Raw genomic sequence first — 18958 nt, forward strand, 5'->3', positions numbered from 1 at the left:
TCGAATAACGCCACCCTACGTCCTGGTGGCCGCGGGGCCGACCCCCTTGCACCGTGACCTTGGGGTAACCGCGGTCCGCGCGGCGGGCAAGGGGGCCGGCGCTCACTTGCCGTCGGTGGTGTGGACGATCAGGATGTCGCAGGGAGAGCGGTGGGAGAGGTTGGCCGGGACCGAGCCCAGGATCCGGCCGGCCAGGCTGTTGAGCCCGCGGTTGCCCACCACCATCAGGTCGGCGCGGCGGTCCTTGGCCACCTTGACCAGGACGTCCACCGCGTCGCCCTCCACCGCGATCTCCTGGATGTCCTTGGCGCCGGCCGCTATGGCGCGCTCCCGGGCGGCCCGCAGCGCGTCTTCGGCCGGGGTCGCGCCCTGCACCTTGTAGGCCAGGTCGCCCAGCTGGTCGGCGGCGCTCAGCCGCTTGCGCTCGCTCATGGGGTGATAGGCGGAGGCGAGCACCAGCGTCGCGCCGGTGTCGGCCGCCAGCCGGGCGGCCTGTTCCACCGCGCGGAAGGAAGAATCCGAGCCGTCGGTGCCGACGAGAATGGTGCGGTACGAGGCCATCGCCGCTCCTTACCGAGGAGTAGTTACGGAGGGGCACGTTAGCGGTCCGCACACGCTTCCGTCACCTGTTGCGGCCTTCCTCACCGCCCGCGCCTTGCGCCTGTGATGTCCCGGACGCGCAAGCCGCGGCCGGGCGCGGCCGGATAGAGTGACCAACCATGAGCGCTACCCCACAGTCGTTGCGTCAGGCCCTGCGAGAACGAGTCGTCGTGGCCGACGGCGCGATGGGAACGATGCTCCAGGCCCACAACCCCACGCTGGACGATTTCCAGGGGTATGAGGGCTGCAACGAGATCCTCAACGTCACCCGTCCCGACATCGTCCGCGCCGTGCACGCGGCCTACCTCGACGCCGGTGTCGACTGTGTGGAGACCAACACCTTCGGCGCCAACCTCGGCAACCTCGGCGAGTACGGCATCACCGACCGGATCGAGGAGCTGGCCGAGGCCGGCGCCCGCATCGCCCGCGAGGTCGCCGACTCCTACAGCACGCCCGAGCGGCCCCGCTGGGTCATCGGCTCCATCGGCCCGGGCACCAAGCTGCCCACCCTCGGCCACGTCTCCTACGGCGAGCTGCGCGAGTCCTACCGGCGCACCGCCGCCGGGCTGATCGCCGGCGGCGCGCACGCCCTGCTGGTGGAGACCTGCCAGGACCTGTTGCAGGTCAAGGCCGCCCTCAACGGCGCCAAGCAGGCCGTCGCCGAGGCCGGGGCGGACGTGGTCCTCATCGCCCAGGTGACGATCGAGCAGAACGGCGCCATGCTGCTGGGCTCGGAGATCGGCGCCGCGCTCACCGCGCTGGAGCCGCTGGGCATCGACCTGATCGGCCTCAACTGCGCCACCGGCCCGGCCGAGATGAGCGAGCACCTGCGGTACCTGTCCCGCCACGCACGGGTCGGCCTGTCGTGCATGCCGAACGCCGGGCTGCCGGAGCTGACCCCCGACGGCGCCCGCTACCCGCTGACCCCCCAGGAGCTGGCCGACGCCCACGACGCCTTCACCCGCGACTACGGCCTGTCCCTGGTCGGCGGCTGCTGCGGCACCACCCCTGAGCACCTGCGGCTGGTCGTCGAACGGGTCCGCGGCCGGGAACTGGCCCCCCGCAGGCCCCGTCCCGAGCCCGGCGCCTCCTCGCTGTACCAGCACGTGCCGTTCAAGCAGGACACCTCCTACCTGGCGATCGGGGAGCGCACCAACGCCAACGGCTCCAAGGCCTTCCGCGAGGCGATGCTGGCCGAACGCTGGGACGACTGCGTGCGCATCGCCCGCGACCAGGCCCGCGACGGCGCCCACATGATCGACCTGTGCGTCGACTACGTCGGCCGCGACGGCGTGGCCGACATGAAGGAGCTGGCCTTCCGGCTGGCCACCGCCTCCACGCTGCCGATCATGCTGGACTCCACCGAGCCGGCCGTGCTGCGGGCCGGGCTGGAGATGCTCGGCGGGCGCGCCGTGGTCAACTCGGTCAACTACGAAGACGGCCGCGGACCCGGCTCGCGCTTCCACCGCACCATGACCGCCGTCCGCGAGCACGGCGCCGCCGTGGTGGCGATGTGCATCGACGAAGGCGGCCAGGCCCGCACCCGCGAGGACAAGGTCCGCATCGCCTGCGAGATCATCGAGGACCTGACCGGCAACTGGGGGATGCGCCTTGAGGACATCGTCGTCGACTGCCTGACCTTCCCCATCGCCACCGGCCAGGAGGAGACCCGCCGCGACGCCCTGGAGACCATCGAGGCGATCGCCGAGCTCAAGCGCCGCTACCCGCAGGTGCAGACCACCCTCGGCATCTCCAACGTCTCCTTCGGGCTGAACCCGGCCGCCCGGGTGGTGCTGAACTCGGTGTTCCTCAACGAGTGCGTCAACGCCGGCCTGGACTCGGCCATCGTGCACGCCTCCAAGATCCTGCCGATGAACCGCATCCCCGACGAGCAGCGCCAGGTCGCCCTGGACATGGTCTACGACCGGCGCCGCGAGGGCTACGACCCGCTGCAGCGGTTCATGGAGCTGTTCGAGGGCGTCAGCGCCAAGGAGCTGCGCGCCTCCCGGGCCCAGGAGCTGGCCGCGCTGCCGCTGTGGGAGCGCCTCAAGCGCCGCATCATCGACGGCGAGGCCAACGGGATGGAGGCCGACCTGGACGAGGCGCTGCAGTCCCGTCCCGCCCTGGAGATCATCAACGACGTGCTGCTGGACGGCATGAAGACCGTCGGCGACCTGTTCGGCTCCGGGCAGATGCAGCTGCCGTTCGTGCTGCAGAGCGCCGAGGTGATGAAGGCCGCGGTGGCCTACCTCGAGCCGCACATGGAAAAGTCCGCCGACGGCGGCAAGGGCCGCATCGTGCTGGCCACCGTCAAGGGCGACGTGCACGACATCGGCAAGAACCTGGTCGACATCATCCTCTCCAACAACGGCTACGAGGTGATCAACCTCGGCATCAAACAGCCGATCTCGGCCATCGTGGAGGCCGCCAAGGAGCACCGCGCCGACGTGATCGGCATGTCCGGGCTGCTGGTGAAGTCCACGGTGGTCATGAAGGAGAACCTGGAGGAGCTCAACGCCCGCGGCCTGGCCCGCCAGTGGCCGGTGCTGCTCGGCGGCGCCGCGCTGACCCGCGCCTACGTCGAGCAGGACCTGGCCGAGCTGTTCGACGGCGAGGTCCGCTATGCCCGCGACGCCTTTGAGGGCCTGCGGCTGATGGACGCCTTCATGGCCGTCAAGCGCGGCGAGGAGGGCGCCCAGCTGCCGCCGCTGCGCAAGCGGCGGGTCGCAAGCGGCGCGAAACTGAAGGTCACCGCGCCGGAGGACATGCCGGCCCGCTCCGATGTGGCCACCGACAACCCGGTGCCCGAGCCGCCGTTCTGGGGCGACCGCATCGTCAAGGGCATCCCGCTGGCCGACTACGCCGCCTTCCTGGACGAGCGGGCCACCTTCATGGGGCAATGGGGCCTCAAGCCCGCCCGCGGCGGCGACGGCCCCTCCTATGAGGAGCTGGTGGAGACCGAGGGCCGGCCCCGGCTGCGCATGTGGCTGGACCGCATCCAGTCCGAGGGGCTGATCGAGGCCGCGGTGGTCTACGGCTACTTCCCGGCCGTCAGCGAGGGCGACGACCTGGTCATCTTGAACGACGACGGGTCCGAGCGCGAGCGCATCACCTTCCCCCGCCAGCGCCGCGACCGGCACCTGTGCCTGGCGGACTTCTTCCGGCCCCGGGAGTCGGGGGAGACCGACGTGGTGGCCTTCCAGCTGGTCACCGTGGGCGCGAAGGTCTCCCAGGCCACCGCCGAGCTGTTCGCCAAGAACTCCTACCGCGAGTACCTGGAGCTGCACGGGCTGTCGGTCCAGCTCACCGAGGCGCTGGCCGAGTACTGGCACGCCCGGGTGCGCGAGGAGATCGGCTTCGGCGACCAGGACCCCGCCGACCTGGACGGCTTCTTCAAGGTCGACTACCGGGGCGCCCGCTACTCCTTCGGCTACCCGGCCTGCCCCGACCTGGAGAACCGCGCCGTGGTGATGCGGTTGCTGCGGCCGGAGCGGATCGGCGTCACCCTCTCGGAGGAGTTCCAGCTGGTGCCCGAGCAGTCCACCGACGCGCTCATCGCCCACCACCCCGAGGCCAAGTACTTCAACGTCTGACGACCCGGAAGGAGACCTGTGGCGGGCGGCGGGCTGCAGGCCGTCCTGTTCGACATGGACGGCCTGCTGATCGACTCCGAGCCGATGTGGCTGGAGGTCGAGACCGAGGTGATGGCCTGGCTGGGCGGCGAGTGGGGCCCGCAGCACCAGCAGAAATTGCTGGGCGGCTCGGTGACCTACGCCGCGCACTACATGCTGTCGCTGGTCGAGGCGACGGTCGCGCCGCAGGAGGTGGAGCGGCGGCTGGTGGACGGCATGGCCGAGCGGCTGGCCGGGTCCGTGCCGCTCATGCCCGGCGCCAAGGAGCTGCTCGCCGAGGTGCGCGCGGCCGGGGTGGCGACCGCGCTGGTGTCCTCCAGCGAACGCCGCCTGGTCGAGGCGGCCCTGGCCGGCATCGGCCGCGAGCACTTCGACGTCACCGTGGCCGGTGACGAGGTCGCCCGCCGCAAACCCGACCCCGAGCCGTACCTGACCGCCATGGCGCGTCTGGGGGTCTCTCCGGGGCGCTGCGTGGTGCTGGAGGACTCGCCCACCGGCCTGGCCGCCGCCGAGGCCGCCGGCTGCGTGACCGTGGCGGTGCCCGGCGTGGTCCCCGTGCCGCCCGCCCCCGGCCGAACCGTCGTGGAATCGTTGCGGAACGTTGACCTGCAGATGCTGAACGGCCTGCTGCCCTGAGCGCCGTCCGTCGGCAGGCCGCGCCCTCCCGGCGGCTACCGCCACGGTAGGAGGACCCCGGAGCGGGAACCGTCCGGCCGGAGGAGGGGTCTTTGTCTGTGTACGTGTGACGATGGCAGGAGACACACGGCGCGGACACGAAGGTGGGGGAAGCCGGCATGGGCGATGGGATGCTTTTTGTGATCAGCCTCGGGATCACGCTGCTGGGACTGGTCATCAGCTACGGGGTGGGCAAGCGCCGGGGCGCGGCCTCCGGCCTGCGCGGGGCCGCCTGGTCGCTGGTGCCGCTGGCGGCCACGCTGACCGGGGTCACCGAGTTCGTCATCGAGCTGGCCTTCAGCCCCGCCCGGTGGGCGGGCGTGGCGCTGGCCGGGCTGAGCGTGCTGCTCTACCTGGTCTCCGGAGTGATGCTCAGCAAGCGCGCCGGACGCGCCGAGGTGGTCGGCGAGCGGCGGGAGGAACGCCGGCAGCGGCGGGCCGTGCAGCCTCCGGCGGGAGCGGCCGCGGACCCGGAGATGGCCGAGATCGAGGAGATCCTCCGTCGGCGCGGCATCCACTGAACCTTGTGCAACGCGCCGTCTCCGCAGTCCGGGACGGGGGCACCGCGGTCTGGGCCGATGCCGTGATCTGCGACGTCGCGGCAGCGGAGGGCGCCGGGGCTCCGGCCCCCGGTGCCTTGGACCACGTGTTGAGACAGGTTCAGCGGGGAATCCCGCGATGACCGAGAATCTTCGCCTCAGCGACCGGCTCGAAGGATGAACGGTATCGAACGAGACTCAAAACGGTAAAGGTTCCCGTAGTACCCCTGCTTCGATTTGGTGCAACGCTCCTACCCGGGCGTAACATCTGGGCGTTTTGTTCTGCCGGACGGCCGTTGAGACGGCACGTGCCCCAGATGACAGTGAGATCACAAGTCGTCCACGGGTAGTTGCCTCCATGGCCGCCCGGGGGGACTCTCTGGCTGGAGGGTTGGCTTTCGCTCCAGCAAACCCCGCTGTCAGAAGCCGGGACGCGACCGATGCCCGGTCCCGGTGCTCCTCGGCAGCGGTGCCGACGTACAGGGAGGTACGGAGCGTGACCGCACCGATCGAGGTGTCCGGGGCCGAGACCGAGGCGCAGCCCGAGGCCGTCCTGGCGGGGGTCGGCAAGAAGGCCATCGAGGGCCGTTCCCTGGGCCAGATCGCCTGGATGCGCCTCAAGCGCGACCGGGTCGCCATGGCCGGCGGCGTCGTGATCGTCCTGCTGGTTCTGGTGGCGGTGTTCGCTCCACTGGTGGTCAAGCTGCTCGGCCACCCTCCCAACGAGTACCACCAGGAGTACATCGACCCCACCCTCGGCACCCCGACCGGCCGGTTCGGCGGCATCAGCACCGAGTTCCTGTTCGGCCTGGAACCGGTCAACGGGCGCGACCTGTTCAGCCGGATCGTCTACGGCGCCCGGGTGTCGCTGCTCATCGGCTTCCTGGCCACCCTGCTGGCGGTGGTCATCGGCACCACTCTGGGCGTGATCGCCGGCTACTTCGGCGGCTGGGTGGACTCGCTGATCGCCCGCGCCATGGACGTCTTCCTGGCCTTCCCGCTGCTGCTGTTCGCCATCGCGCTGGTGGGCGTGATCCCCAACCGGATGGAGATCCTGCCGTGGGGGCCGGACTTTTTGCACTGGTTCACCCTGGAGGGCAACGCGCTGCGGATGGCGCTGCTGGTGTTCATCATCGGCTTCTTCAGCTGGCCCTACATCGGCCGCATCGTGCGCGGCCAGACGATGTCGCTGCGCGAGCGGGAGTTCGTCGATGCGGCCCGCAGCATGGGCGCCGGCAACACCTACATCCTCGTCCGCGAGATCCTGCCCAACCTGGTCGCGCCGATCCTGGTGTACTCCACCCTGCTGATCCCGACCAACATCCTCTTCGAGGCAGCGCTGTCCTTCCTGGGCGTGGGCATCAACCCGCCGGCGCCCTCGTGGGGAGGCATGCTCACCCAGGCGACCTCGCTGTATTCAGTCGCGCCGCACTTTGTGATCGTCCCGGGCCTGGCCATCTTCGTCACCGTCATGGCCTTCAACCTCTTCGGTGACGGCCTGCGCGACGCCCTGGACCCGCGGACCCGATGACCCCCGGTATTCCACCGGCCGACACTGAAAGGGAATTCATGAAAACTCCCAAAGTCTGGGCAGCGCTGACGGCGGGCGCCGTCGCGCTCAGTCTGGGCCTGACCGCCTGCGGCGGCGGCGATGACGGCGACAGCGACAGCTCGGGCCTTAAGTTCGACGCCGGGACCAACGGCATCGTCAACCCGTCCGACAAAAAGGGCGGCACGCTGAAGGTGGGGATGAGCGACGACTTCGACTCCACCGACCCCGGCGACACCTACTACGCCTTCGGCAACAACTTCATCCGGCTGTACACCCGGACGCTGATGACCTACACCTCCCAGCCGGGCGCTGCGGGCCTCAAGCCCTCGCCCGACCTGGCCGAGGCCCCGGGTGTGCCCAGCGACGACAACAAGACCTGGACCTTCAAGCTCAAGAAGGGCCTGAAGTACGAAGACGGCACGGAGATCAAGGCCGAGCACATCAAGTACGCGGTCGCCCGCACCTACGACCGCGGCGTCCTCGGCCACGGCCCGGCCTACTTCCCCCAGCTGCTGGACGCCGACGGCTACAAGGGCCCCTACAAGGACAAGAACCTCGACAACTTCAAGGGCATCGAGACCCCCGACGACTACACCCTGATCTTCAAGCTCAAGGAGCCCTTCCCCGAGTTCAACGAGCTGGTGACCTTCTCCGGCCAGACCGCCCCCGTGCCGCCGGACAAGGACAAGGGCGCCCAGTACCGGCTGCGTCCGCTCTCCTCCGGCCCCTACAAGTGGGAGGGCAACTACCAGCCGAAGAAGGGCGGCGTGCTGGTCCGCAACGAGCACTGGGACCCCAGCACCGACCCCAACCGCAAGGCGCTGCCGGACCGCATCGAGGTCATCGCCGGCATTGAGGCCAACGAGGTCGACAACCGCCTGATGAACGGCGAGCTCCACGTCGACCTGGCCGGCAGCGGCGTGCAGGACGCCGCCCGGCAGAAGATCCTCACCAACCCGGACCTGAAGGCCAAGGCCGACAACCCGCTGGCCGGCTTCCACTGGTACATCCCGATCAACCTCAAGACCATCCCCAACCTGGAGTGCCGCAAGGCGATCGTGTACGCCGCCGACCGGGACGCCATGTGGCGCGCCTACGGCGGTGACGTCGGCGGCGAGCGGGCCACCTCCATCCAGCCGCCGAACATCGCCGGCCGCCAGAAGGGCACCGACTTCTACACCTCCACCGCCCCCGGCTACAAGGGCGATGTGGACAAGGCCAAGGAGGCCCTGCAGAAGTGCGGCAAGCCCGACGGCTTCTCGACCACCATGGTCTACCGCAGCGACCGGCCCAAGGAGAAGGCCGTCGCCGAGGCCCTGGAGCAGTCGCTGGCCCGGGTCGGCATCAAGCTGACCCTCAAGGGCTACCCGGCCGGCACCTACACCGGTGAGCAGCTCGGCTCCCCGTCCTTCGTCAAGAAGGAGAACATCGGCCTGGGCACCTACGGCTGGGCGCCCGACTGGCCCACCGGCTACGGCTACCTGCAGGCGCTCACCGACGGCAAGGCGATCGTCGAGGCCGGCAACACCAACGTCTCCGAGCTGGACGACCCTGAGATCAACAAGCTCTGGAACGACGTGGTGAAGATCACCGACGCCGCCGAGCGCGAGAAGATCTACAACCGGATCGACGAGAAGGCGCGCGAGCTGGCCGCCATCCTGCCCAACGTCTACGCCAAGTCCCTGCTGTACCGGCCGGAGACGCTGACCAACGTCTACTTCCACCAGGGCTTCGGCATGTACGACTACGCCAACCTCGGTGTGACCGGCTGAGGTCGACGTCCCGCTTCTCCCTAGAGAGGGTGAAGGCAACGGGTGGCCGGCGGGGCCGCTGAGCTCCGCCGGCCGCCCCCGCCGCCTACCGTGATCACATTCATCGTCCGCAGGCTGCTCGGCGCCGTGGTGCTGATGTTCGTCATCACCGCGGTGACCTTCGCCATCTTCTTCCTCGTGCCCAGGGCCGCCGGAGTGACCCCGGACGACCTGGCCGCCCGCTACGCCGGCAAGTCGCCCACACCCGAGGCGCTCGCCCAGATCAAGGAGCGCCTGGGGCTGGATGAGCCGGTGGCGGTCCAGTACGGCCTGTTCGTCAAGGCGCTCGTGCTCGGGGACACCTACGACACCGGGACCGCCGAGATCGAATGCCCGGCGCCGTGCCTGGGCTATTCCTTCCGCACCAGCACACCGGTATTGGAGGAGATCCTCAGCCGGGCGCCGGTGACCTTGTCGGTGGCGCTGGGGGCCGCGGTCCTGTGGGTGATCTTCGGGGTCGGCATCGGGGTGCTGTCGGCGCTGCGCCGCGGCAGCCTGTTCGACCGGATGGCGATGGTCACCGCCCTGGCCGGCGTGTCACTGCCCATCTTCTTCACCGGCCTGCTGTCGCTGGCGTTCGTCGTGCACGCCTGGGGGTGGCTGCCCTCGCCCAGCTACGTGCCGCTGACCAAGGACCCGGCGGGCTGGTTCAGCGGGCTGATCCTGCCGTGGATCACCCTGGCCTTCCTGTATGCGGCCATGTACGCCCGGCTCACCCGGGCGGGCATGCTGGAGACGATGAACGAGGACTTCATCCGCACCGCGCGCGCCAAGGGCCTGCCCGAGCGCACCGTGGTGGTCAAACACGGGCTGCGGGCCGCCCTGACCCCGCTGCTGACGGTCTTCGGCCTGGACCTTGGGGTGCTGCTGGGCGGCGCGGTGCTGACCGAAAAGACCTTCTCCCTGAAGGGACTGGGGCAGCTGTCGCTGGACGGGGTCATCCAAAGCGACCTTCCGGTGGTGCTCGGGGTGGTGCTGTTCGCGGCGCTGTTCGTGGTGTTGGCCAACTTGATCGTGGACATCCTCTACGGGGTCGTGGATCCGAGGGTGAGGCACAGCTGATGGGGGACGAGCGACCCGCCAAGACACTGGAGGAGGCCCCGGCGGCCCCGGCCGCGGACGCGCCGCCGACCGCCTTTTTGGAGGTCCGCGACCTTCGCATCCACTTCCCGACCGACGACGGCCTGGTCAAGGCGGTCGACGGGCTGTCGTTCACCCTGGAGCGGGGGCGCACCCTGGGCATCGTGGGCGAGTCCGGCTCCGGCAAGTCGGTGACCAGCCTGGGCATCCTCGGCCTGCACAACCGCACCAACGCCCGCATCTCCGGGCAGATCTGGCTGGACGGCAAGGAGCTGGTCAGCGCCCCGCCCGAGGAGGTCCGCAAGCTGCGCGGCCGGCGGATGGCGATGATCTTCCAGGACCCGCTGTCGGCGATGCACCCCTTCTACACGGTGGGCGACCAGATCATCGAGGCCTACCGGGTGCACCACGACGTCAGCAAGAAGGTCGCCCGCAAGCACGCCATCGACATGCTCGGCCGGGTCGGCATCCCCCGGCCCGAGCGGCGGGTGGACGACTACCCGCACCAGTTCTCCGGCGGCATGCGCCAGCGCGCCATGATCGCCATGGCGCTGTCGTGCAACCCCGAGCTGCTGATCGCCGACGAGCCCACCACCGCGCTGGATGTGACGGTGCAGGCGCAGATCCTGGACCTGATCCGCGACCTGCAGCAGGAGTACAACTCCGCGGTCATCATGATCACCCACGACCTGGGGGTGGTGGCCGAGCTGTCGGATGAGATCTGCGTGATGTACGCCGGGCGCAGCGTGGAGCAGGCCAGTGTGGAGGACGCCTTCTACCGGCCGCAGCACCCCTACACCTGGGGCCTGCTCGGCTCGATGCCGCGCCTTGACCGCGAGCGCGCCGACCGGCTGATGCCGATCAAGGGCACCCCGCCCAGCCTGATCAACGTGCCGAACGGCTGCGCGTTCGCCCCCCGCTGCGCCTACGCCCAGCTGACCGGGGGCAAGAGCGGCACCGAGCGGCCCGAGCTGGCGGAGGTCGCGCCCGGCCACAAGGTGGCCTGCCACCTGCCGCCGCAAAAGCGCAGGGAAATCTGGGAAACCGAGATCCGGCCGAAGCTGTGACGGACGTGGGCGCAAAGAAAGGCGAGGCGATCGTGAGCACCCCGCAGCCGGAGGGGCGGACGCAAAGTGCGCGCCCCGAGCCGAGCGGCGAGCCGCTGCTGCAAGTGGAGAACCTGGGCAAGCACTTCCCGGTCACCGCCGGGCTGCTGCGCCGTCAGGTCGCGGCGGTCAAGGCCGTCGACGGCGTCTCCTTCAGCGTGCGCAAGGGCGAGACGCTCGGGCTGGTGGGCGAGTCCGGCTGCGGCAAGACCACCACCGGCCGGATGATCATGCGGCTGCTGGAGCCCAGCTTCGGCCGGATCGTCTTCGAGGGCACCGACATCACTCATCTGTCGCAGCGGCAGATGCGCCCGCTCCGCCGCGACCTGCAGATGATCTTCCAGGACCCCTACTCGTCGCTGAACCCCCGCCAGACGGTCGGCGCGATCGTAGGGGCCCCTTTTAGGCTGCAGAAGATCCAGACCGAGCACGGCGTCAAGAAGGCCGTGCAGGAGTTGCTGGAGCTGGTCGGCCTCAACCCCGAGCACTACAACCGCTATCCGCACGAGTTCTCCGGCGGCCAGCGCCAGCGCATCGGCATCGCCCGCACCCTGGCGCTCAAACCCAAGCTGATCATCGCCGACGAGCCGGTCTCGGCGCTGGACGTCTCCATCCAGGCCCAGGTGATCAACCTGCTGGAGGACCTGCAGGACGAGCTGGACCTGACCTATGTCCTGATCGCCCACGACCTGTCGGTGGTGCGGCACATCTGCGACCGGGTCGCGGTGATGTACCTGGGCAAGATCGTCGAGATCGCCGACCGCACCGGCCTGTACACCACGCCGATGCACCCCTACACCAAGGCGCTGTTGTCGGCGGTGCCGATCCCCGACCCGGCCGGCCGGGAGAAGCGCGAGCGCATCCGGCTGACCGGCGATGTGCCCAACCCGCTGGACCCGCCGCCGGCCTGCCGCTTCCACACCCGCTGCTGGAAGGCCCAGGCGATCTGCAAGCAGGTCGAGCCGCCGCTGGTGGAACTGGCCCCCGGGCACGTGGCCGCCTGCCACTTCCCCGAGAACGCCCCCGAGGGCGCCACCGAGCTGGTCGCCCGGGCCGCCGCCGAACGCGACCGGGCCGCGGGCGCCGGCAAGACCGAGGAGGGCAAGGGACGGCTCCGCAAGCTCAAGGTCTGACCGCCGCAGGACGTCCCGGCAGACGAGCAGAGCCCCGCACGGACTTCACCGTGCGGGGCTCTTTGGTCTCTTCGGCCGCCGGGAGGGGCGAGCGGCCGAAGAGGGCTCACTCGGTCGCGATGGCCTTCAGCACGTCCATCCGGCCGGCCCGCCAGGCCGGCCACAGCGCCGCCAGCACGCCGATCACCGCGGCCACCACCAGGTAGACCACCAGCGTGCCCGCCGGGACGCTCAGCACGTTCAGGCCCTCCTCCGACAGGGCGCGCTGGATCGCCCAGCCGAAGACCACCCCGATGCCGATCCCCAGCAGCGCGCCGAACAGCGCGATCACCACCGACTCCAGGCGGATCATCCGGCGCAGCTGGCGGCGGCTGGTGCCGACCGCCCGCAGCAGCCCGATCTCCCGGGTCCGCTCGATCACCGACAGCGCCAGGGTGTTGACCACCCCCACCGCCGCGATGATGATCGACATGGTCAGCAGCGCGGTCAAAAAGCCGATCAGCCCGTCGACCTCCTTGCTCATCGCCTCCTTGAAGCCGCTTTGGTCCTGCACCTGCAGCGTCGGGTAGTCCTTGAGGGCCTGCTCCAGCGCCGCCAAGGTGGCCGCGTCGGTGGCGGCGGTGTTGACCGCCACGGCGAACGGGGACGGCTTGAGGGCGTGCTCGAGGTAGACGTCCGCCGCGATCACCCGCGGCCCCACCATCTCGTTGACGGCGTAGATGCCCACGATGGTGAGGGTCTCGCTGCGCCCGTCGGCGAACCGCACCGGCACCTTGCTGCCCACCTGCCAGCCGTTGGCCGCGGCGACCCGGGTGTCCACCATCATCCCGGCAGAGCCCAGGCGGGTGGAGCCGGACTCCACCTCCATGCGCACCGCCGAGCCCAGGGCGCTTTCGTCCATGGCGGCGAACCAGCTGTTCTTGCCGTTGATCAGGGCGTTGCCGTCGTAGATCGGCATCGCCTGCCGCACCCCGGGAACGGCGGAGATCGCCTTGATAGCGGTGGCGTCGATGACGCCCTGCCCCTGGGGCTGGACGATGTAGTCGGCGCCCAGCTGGGCGTCGATCGCCTGGGACAGCGACGCCCGCGTCGAGGAGCCCAGCACGTTCACCGTGGTGACCAGCGCCAGCCCGATCATCAGCGCGGCGGCGGTGGCGGCGGTGCGGCGGGGGTTGCGCAGCGCGTTGCGCTGGGCCATCCGGCCCACCGCCCCGAACACCCGCGGGTAGGCGGCGCCCAGCACGGTGACCACCGGGCCGCTGATGACCGGGGCGAGCATCGCCACTCCCAGGAAGACCAGCAGCGCCCCGACCCCGACCGGGGTCATCACGTTGCCGCCGATCTTCACCCCGGTCAGCCCCAGGGCCATCAAGGTCGCGCCGCCGGCCGTCAGCACGGTGCCGGCGCCGATGCGCACGCGCAGCGACCGCTGCGGCAGCGCCACCTCGTCGCGCATCGCGGCCACCGGCGGGACCTTGGCCGCCCGCCGCGCCGGGAAGTAGGCCGACACCACGGTGACGCCGATGCCGACCGCGTACGCCCAGATCACCGGGGTGGCGGTGAACACCAGCCCGCCGGCGCCGTCGATGCCGACCACGTTCTCCAGCAGCACCGCCAGCCCGGCGCCGGCGGCCAGGCCCAGCGTGCCGCCGACCACGCCCACCGCCACGGCCTCACCGATCACCGCCCGCGTGATCTGCCGGCGGGAGGCGCCGATGGCGCGCAGCAGCGCCAGTTCCCGGGTGCGCTGGGCGACCAGCATGGAGAAGGTGTTGAAGATGATGAACGCCCCGACGAAGATCGAGATCAGCGCGAACACCAGCAGGAAGGTGCGGAAGAACGACATCAGCTGGTCGACGTCGCTTTTGAACTCCTCGCGCATCTGGGTGCCGGTCAGCGCCTCATAGCCCGCCGGCAGCACCGCCGCCACCCGGTCGCGCAGCTCCCGCTCGCTCGGCCCGCTGGAGCCCATGGTGATGTCGGAGAACTGCCCGGGCTTGAGCAGCAGCCGCTGGGCGGTCGGGGTGTCCCAGGCGACCAGGGTGGCGCCCATCAGGTGCCCGGTGTCCACCAGGCCCACCAGCCGCGGCCGCTGCGGCGGCCCGTTGATCACCACCTGGACCCGGTCGCCGATCCGCAGCCCGGCCTTGTCGGCGGTGTCGGCGTCGATGACGACCTCGTCGGGGCCGCGCGGCGCCCGCCCGGCGGCCAGCTCGTAGTCGCCGCCGTCCACCCAGTTGACGCCCAGCTGCGGCGGGCCGTTGCCGCCGACCGCCTTGCCGTCCTTGCCGACGACGGCGGCGTAGCCGGCGACGTTGCCGACGGGGTCCTTGACCCCCTCGATGCGGCGCAGCCGCTCCAGCAGCCTCGCGGGCACCGGGCGGGCCGCCTCGCCCAGCTCCTCGCCGCCCTCGACCACCGGCTTGGCCCGCACATAGACGGCGACGTTCTTGCCGATGCCGCCGAAGACCTCATCGAACTGCCGGTTCATGGTGTCGGTGAAGATCAGGGTGCCGGCCACGAAGGCCACCCCCAAGATCACCGACACGGCGGTCAGCACCAGCCGGAGCTTGTGCGCCGCCAGATTGCGCAGCGTGACCTTGAGCATCATCGCGCCGCGGCCCCCGGCAGCTCGAAGCCCTTCATGCGCTCCAGCACCTTCTCGGCGGTGGGGTCGGGCATGGTGTCGACGATCCGTCCGTCGCTGAGGAAGATCACCTCATCGGCGTAGGCCGCCGCGCCCGGGTCGTGGGTGACCATCACGATGGTCTGCCCCATCTCCCGCACCGACTCGCGCAGAAAGCCCAGCACCTCGGCGCCCGAGCGGGAGTCCAGGTTCCCGGTGGGCTCGTCGGCGAAGATGATCTCCGGGCGGGAGGCCAGCGCCCGCGCGCACGCCACCCGCTGCTGCTGGCCGCCGGACAGCTGGCTGGGCCGGTGCCCCAGGCGGGAGCGCAGCCCCACGGTGTCGATGACCCTCTCCAGCCACTGGCGGTCGGGCTTGCGGCCGGCGATGTCCATCGGCAGCGTGATGTTCTCCAGCGCGGTCAGCGTGGGCACCAGGTTGAACGCCTGGAAGATGAAGCCCACCCGGTCGCGGCGCAGCCGGGTCAGCCGCTTGTCGTTCAGCCGGTTCAGCTCCACGTCCCCGATGAAGACCCGGCCGGAGTCGACCGAATCCAGCCCCGCCATGCAGTGCATCAGGGTGGACTTGCCCGAGCCCGACGGGCCCATGATGGCGGTGAACCGGCCGCGCGGGATCCCCAGCGTCACCTCGTCGAGCGCGACGACGCGGGCGTCGCCGCTGCCGTACACCTTGGTGATCTGCTGGGCGCGTGCGGCCAGGTCGCCCGCTCTGGGCTCAGAAAGCCCCTCGACTGTGGTCGGGGCGGTGTGCGTCACGACAGCTCCTTCTCTATCAGCGAATTCCAGCTAGGCGAACGGACCTGAAACGGGTCGCCCGGTGCCGCTGCGACCCGTGACAGAAACGGTAGAAGCCGGTCGATCTTTTGGGATGCGCCTGCGGAAGGGAATCGACCCTCCCCCTCCCGCAGGACGGTCCCGGCTGGCGGTCATCCCTTGGAAGTAGCGGGGGATCGCCGAAAGTAGGGGACGTCCCTGAGACGATGCGAAGGACCGGATGGTTCATCCGGAATATTCGCTATATCCGAGCAGGCCGGGGCGGTGGCCGGGAGGGAAGGGACGGCTCCTTCCCAAAGAGGGGTCTTTGCGGGTCAGTCGTTCTGCCCCGGACGGCTCATGCCCGTCTCGTAGGCGTACACCACGGCCTGCACCCGGTCGCGCAGCCCCAGCTTGGCCAGCACGTTGCCGACATGGGTCTTGACCGTGGTCTCGCTGACCACCAGCTCCCGGGCGATCTCGGCGTTGGACAGCCCCCGCGCCACGTGCTTGAGCACCTCCCGCTCCCGCTCGGTCAGCGTCTCCAGCCCCGGCGGCGGGGGCGTCTGGCGCATCGACGGCAGCCGGGAGGCGAACTTGTCCAGCAGCCGCCGGGTGACGCTGGGCGCCACGATCGCGTCCCCGGCCGCCACGATCCGGATGGCCGACACCAGATCCTCCGGCGGGGCGTCTTTCAGCAGAAACCCGCTGGCCCCGGCCCGCACCGCCTCGATCACGTACTCGTCCAGATCGAACGTGGTCAAGATCAGCACCCGCGGGTCGTGGGCGGCCGCGCCCTCCCGGACGATCCGCCGGGTGGCCTCGATGCCGTCCATCCCCGGCATGCGGATGTCCATCAGCACCACGTCCGGCAGCATCGTGCGGGTCAGCTCCACCGCCGTCGCGCCGTCCCCGGCCTCGCCCACCACCGTCAGGTCGGATTCGGCCTCCAGGATCAGCTTGAAGCCGGTGCGCAGCAGGGGCTGGTCGTCGACGAGCAGGACGCGTACGGTCATGGGGTCATTCTCCCGTTTCGCCACCCCGGTTGGGCCGGTCGGCCGTCCCCGGTCATCGATGCGGTCACCGGACGTGCCGGGCCGCCCGGCGGGCGCGGGCGGCATCGCGGCGGGTTCATTCACGCCTCCAGCGGGAACCTGGCCCGGACTCCGAAGCCGCCGCCGACCCGGGGGCCGATCCGCAGCTCCCCGCCGTAGAGGGCGACCCGCTCGTACATGCCGACCAGCCCGTGCCCGGGCCGGCCGCCGTTGCCCGACAGCAGCGTCTCGGCGCCGCGGCCGTTGTCTTCGATCTCCACGGTCAGATCGGTGTCGGTGTAGTGCAGCCGCACCCAGGCGCGGGCCTGCGGCCCGGCGTGCTTGAGGGTGTTGGTCAGCGCCTCCTGGATCAGCCGGAAGGCCGCCAGGTCCACCCCCGGCGACAGCGTCCGCGCCTGGCCCTCGATCCACAGGTTCACCGACAGGCCGGTCTCGCGGACATGGTCGATCAGCTCGCCCAGGTCGGCGATGCCCGGCTGCGGCGACAGCTGCCCGCCCACCTCCTCGCCGTCGCGCTCGGTGCGCAGCACCCCCACGATCCGGCGCATCTCGCTGAGCGCGGTGCGGCCGACCTCCTCGATGGTGGTCATCGCCTCGCGGGCGCTTTCGGGACTGCGGTCCAGGATCCGCCGGGCCGCGCCGGCCTGCACGGTCATCACGCTGACGTGGTGGGCCACCACATCGTGCAGCTCCCGGGCGATGCGGGAACGTTCCTCCATGCGGGCCGCCCGCGCGTCGGTGCCGCGGACCTGCTCCAGCCGCGCCGCCCGGTCCTCCAGCTCGGCCAGGTAGGCGCGGCGCAGCCGCAGGTTGCGGCCGAGCACCCACACCCCGCCCAGCAGCGCGCTGTTGGTCACATAGTCCAGCAGGGAGACGGACGTGCGGTGCACGACGATCATCAGGTTGAACGCGGCGAACGCCAGGACGCCGCCGAGCAGGCTGTGCGCCAGCCCCCGGTGCGCGGCCAGGCTGTAGAGCGCGATGAGGAACGCCGCCACATCCGCCGGCGAGGACGGGTACCCCAGCCAGGCCAGCAGCACCTCGCCCGCGGTGATGAACACCAGCACCGCCATCGGCGCGGTGCGCCGCAGCGCCAGCGGCAGGGTCACCGCCGCCACGATGACGGCGTTGAGCGCATCGGGCGCCCGCAGGTGCCGCTCCTGCGGCGGCTCGGCCAGCAGCAGCTGCGGCAGCCCGGCCGCCAGCAGCAGCACCACCGCCACCAGCAGGTCGCTGACCCGCGGGTGGCGCTGCAACCAGGTGCGGCTTGCGGCGAGGCTGCGGATGCGGGGTGACACGTGTCTCACCCTAGGGCGTCTTACTGCGGAGACACCCCTCCTGAGCGGGGATCTCCGGTCATCCCTGAGGATGATCTGGTCGCGGGCCCCGTCCCGTTACGCCCCTTACGCGTCACCGGTTTACAGGTCGTCGGTGAGCGCGCGCGGCGCCGGCCCGGCCTCCAGGTCGGCGGGGGAGCGGCGCAGCGGCGGCACCGCCGGCAGCGGCGGCGGGGTCCCGCCGAACTCCGGGCAGCGCTGCTTGTGGTCGCACCAGTCGCACAGCCGGCTCGGCCGCGCCCGCCACTCGCCGGTGCGCATCGCCCGCACGATCGCCTGCCACAGCGCCTCCACCTTGCGCTGGGTGGCCCGCAGCTCCGCCTCGTCGGGGACGTAGCGCAGCACCTCCCCGTTGCCCAGGTACATCAGCTGCAGCATCCGCGGCACCGCGCCGTACAGCCGCCACACCACCAGGGCGTAGAACTTCATCTGAAACAGCGCCCGGGCCTCGAAGTCGGCGCGCGGGGCGGTGCCGGTCTTGTAGTCGACGATCCTGATCTCGCCGGTGGGGGCGATGTCGACCCGGTCGATGTAGCCGCGCAGCTTCAGCCCCGACTCCAGCACCGTCTCCACGTACAGTTCCCGCTCGGCCGGCTCCAGCCGCCGCGGGTCCTCCAGGGTGAAGTACCGCTCGACCATCTGCCGCGCCCGCTCCATCCAGGCCTCCTGGTCGGCGTCGGGGTCGTCGGCGGCCTCCGGTGCGAACATGGCGGCCAGGTCGGGCTCTTCGGCCAGCAGCCGTTCCCACTGCGGCCCCAGCAGCGCCACGGCGGCCTCCACGGTGCGCTCGGCGGCCGGCAGGTCATACAGCCGCTCCAGCACCGCGTGCACCAGCGTGCCCCGCACCGCGGCCGGGCTGGGCCGCTCGGGGATCTGGTCGATCACCCGGAAGCGGTACAGCAGCGGGCAGGTCATGAAGTCCCCGGCCCGCGAGGGCGACAGCGCGCCCGTCGTACCGTCCGAGCCGGTGCCGGCGGGATCGCTGGGAGAGCCGGAGGGCGCCGCGGCGGTCGTCATGGCCGACAGCGTAGGCGACGCC

14 protein-coding genes are annotated in these 18958 nt (G+C 70.7%); 8 read left to right on the plus strand and 6 right to left on the minus strand.

The window, feature by feature from the left end:
- Positions 1 to 102: 102 nt before the first annotated feature.
- Positions 103 to 561: a universal stress protein gene (locus TCUR_RS11340; RefSeq protein WP_012852641.1), complete on the minus strand. Its 459-nt coding sequence runs from the start codon at positions 559 to 561 to the stop codon at positions 103 to 105.
- A 158-nt stretch (positions 562 to 719) separates the two neighbouring features.
- On the opposite strand from TCUR_RS11340, the gene metH reads away from it, so the two are divergent.
- The 8 genes from metH to TCUR_RS11380 all read left to right on the plus strand — a co-directional run bounded on the left by metH (position 720) and on the right by TCUR_RS11380 (position 12128).
- Positions 720 to 4193, plus strand: coding sequence for a methionine synthase (gene metH / locus TCUR_RS11345; RefSeq protein WP_012852642.1), 3474 nt, complete (start codon positions 720 to 722; stop codon positions 4191 to 4193).
- 18 nt (positions 4194 to 4211) lie between these two features.
- Entirely contained in the window at positions 4212 to 4868 is a 657-nt protein-coding gene (locus tag TCUR_RS11350) for an HAD family hydrolase (protein ID WP_012852643.1), read from the plus strand.
- Between the two features lie 158 nt (positions 4869 to 5026).
- Complete coding sequence (locus tag TCUR_RS11355; protein ID WP_012852644.1) at positions 5027 to 5428, plus strand: hypothetical protein; 402 nt, start codon at positions 5027 to 5029, stop codon at positions 5426 to 5428.
- A 514-nt stretch (positions 5429 to 5942) separates the two neighbouring features.
- Positions 5943 to 6977 (plus strand): ABC transporter permease, encoded by a 1035-nt coding sequence (locus tag TCUR_RS11360; RefSeq protein WP_012852645.1) that lies wholly within the window; start codon positions 5943 to 5945, stop codon positions 6975 to 6977.
- A 38-nt stretch (positions 6978 to 7015) separates the two neighbouring features.
- Positions 7016 to 8770, plus strand: a complete 1755-nt coding sequence (locus tag TCUR_RS11365; protein WP_012852646.1) for an ABC transporter substrate-binding protein — start codon at positions 7016 to 7018, stop codon at positions 8768 to 8770.
- 90 nt (positions 8771 to 8860) lie between these two features.
- Positions 8861 to 9871, plus strand: coding sequence for an ABC transporter permease (locus TCUR_RS11370; protein ID WP_041439552.1), 1011 nt, complete (start codon positions 8861 to 8863; stop codon positions 9869 to 9871).
- The gene (locus TCUR_RS11375; protein ID WP_012852648.1) at positions 9871 to 10956 is read left to right on the plus strand and encodes an ABC transporter ATP-binding protein; all 1086 of its coding nucleotides are present in this window, start codon (positions 9871 to 9873) and stop codon (positions 10954 to 10956) included. Before TCUR_RS11370 ends, TCUR_RS11375 begins: the two co-directional genes overlap by 1 nt.
- 32 nt (positions 10957 to 10988) lie before the next feature.
- Positions 10989 to 12128 carry an ABC transporter ATP-binding protein gene (locus tag TCUR_RS11380; protein ID WP_281055185.1) on the plus strand — a complete coding sequence of 380 codons (1140 nt, stop codon included), beginning with the start codon at positions 10989 to 10991 and terminating at the stop codon, positions 12126 to 12128.
- A 106-nt stretch (positions 12129 to 12234) separates the two neighbouring features.
- On the opposite strand, the gene TCUR_RS11385 is transcribed toward TCUR_RS11380, so the two are convergent.
- The 5 genes from TCUR_RS11385 to TCUR_RS11405 all read right to left on the minus strand — a co-directional run bounded on the left by TCUR_RS11385 (position 12235) and on the right by TCUR_RS11405 (position 18936).
- Entirely contained in the window at positions 12235 to 14739 is a 2505-nt protein-coding gene (locus TCUR_RS11385) for an ABC transporter permease (protein ID WP_012852650.1), read from the minus strand.
- Positions 14736 to 15530, minus strand: a complete 795-nt coding sequence (locus TCUR_RS11390) for an ABC transporter ATP-binding protein (RefSeq protein ID WP_012852651.1) — start codon at positions 15528 to 15530, stop codon at positions 14736 to 14738. The genes TCUR_RS11385 and TCUR_RS11390 overlap by 4 nt, the downstream gene beginning before the upstream one ends.
- Before the next feature lie 332 nt (positions 15531 to 15862).
- On the minus strand, positions 15863 to 16543 hold the full coding sequence (locus TCUR_RS11395; RefSeq protein WP_012852652.1) for a response regulator: 681 nt from the start codon (positions 16541 to 16543) through the stop codon (positions 15863 to 15865).
- A 119-nt stretch (positions 16544 to 16662) separates the two neighbouring features.
- Positions 16663 to 17880 carry a sensor histidine kinase gene (locus TCUR_RS11400; RefSeq protein WP_012852653.1) on the minus strand — a complete coding sequence of 406 codons (1218 nt, stop codon included), beginning with the start codon at positions 17878 to 17880 and terminating at the stop codon, positions 16663 to 16665.
- 120 nt (positions 17881 to 18000) lie between these two features.
- Complete coding sequence (locus TCUR_RS11405) at positions 18001 to 18936, minus strand: RecB family exonuclease (RefSeq protein WP_012852654.1); 936 nt, start codon at positions 18934 to 18936, stop codon at positions 18001 to 18003.
- Between the last annotated feature and the right edge of the window lie 22 nt (positions 18937 to 18958).

This window comes from Thermomonospora curvata DSM 43183, from assembly GCF_000024385.1.
GTDB lineage: Bacteria > Actinomycetota > Actinomycetes > Streptosporangiales > Streptosporangiaceae > Thermomonospora > Thermomonospora curvata.

What these genes read in the sequence shown, in the direction of transcription:
- TCUR_RS11340 (WP_012852641.1), bottom strand. Translation starts at nt 561, where the DNA reads ATGGCCTCGTACCGCACCATTCTCGTCGGCACCGACGGCTCGGATTCT.
- TCUR_RS11355 (WP_012852644.1), top strand. Translation starts at nt 5,027, where the DNA reads ATGGGCGATGGGATGCTTTTTGTGATCAGCCTCGGGATCACGCTGCTG.
- TCUR_RS11405 (WP_012852654.1), bottom strand. Translation starts at nt 18,936, where the DNA reads ATGACGACCGCCGCGGCGCCCTCCGGCTCTCCCAGCGATCCCGCCGGC.
- TCUR_RS11375 (WP_012852648.1), top strand. Translation starts at nt 9,871, where the DNA reads ATGGGGGACGAGCGACCCGCCAAGACACTGGAGGAGGCCCCGGCGGCC.
- TCUR_RS11365 (WP_012852646.1), top strand. Translation starts at nt 7,016, where the DNA reads ATGAAAACTCCCAAAGTCTGGGCAGCGCTGACGGCGGGCGCCGTCGCG.
- TCUR_RS11385 (WP_012852650.1), bottom strand. Translation starts at nt 14,739, where the DNA reads ATGATGCTCAAGGTCACGCTGCGCAATCTGGCGGCGCACAAGCTCCGG.
- TCUR_RS11395 (WP_012852652.1), bottom strand. Translation starts at nt 16,543, where the DNA reads ATGACCGTACGCGTCCTGCTCGTCGACGACCAGCCCCTGCTGCGCACC.
- metH (WP_012852642.1), top strand. Translation starts at nt 720, where the DNA reads ATGAGCGCTACCCCACAGTCGTTGCGTCAGGCCCTGCGAGAACGAGTC.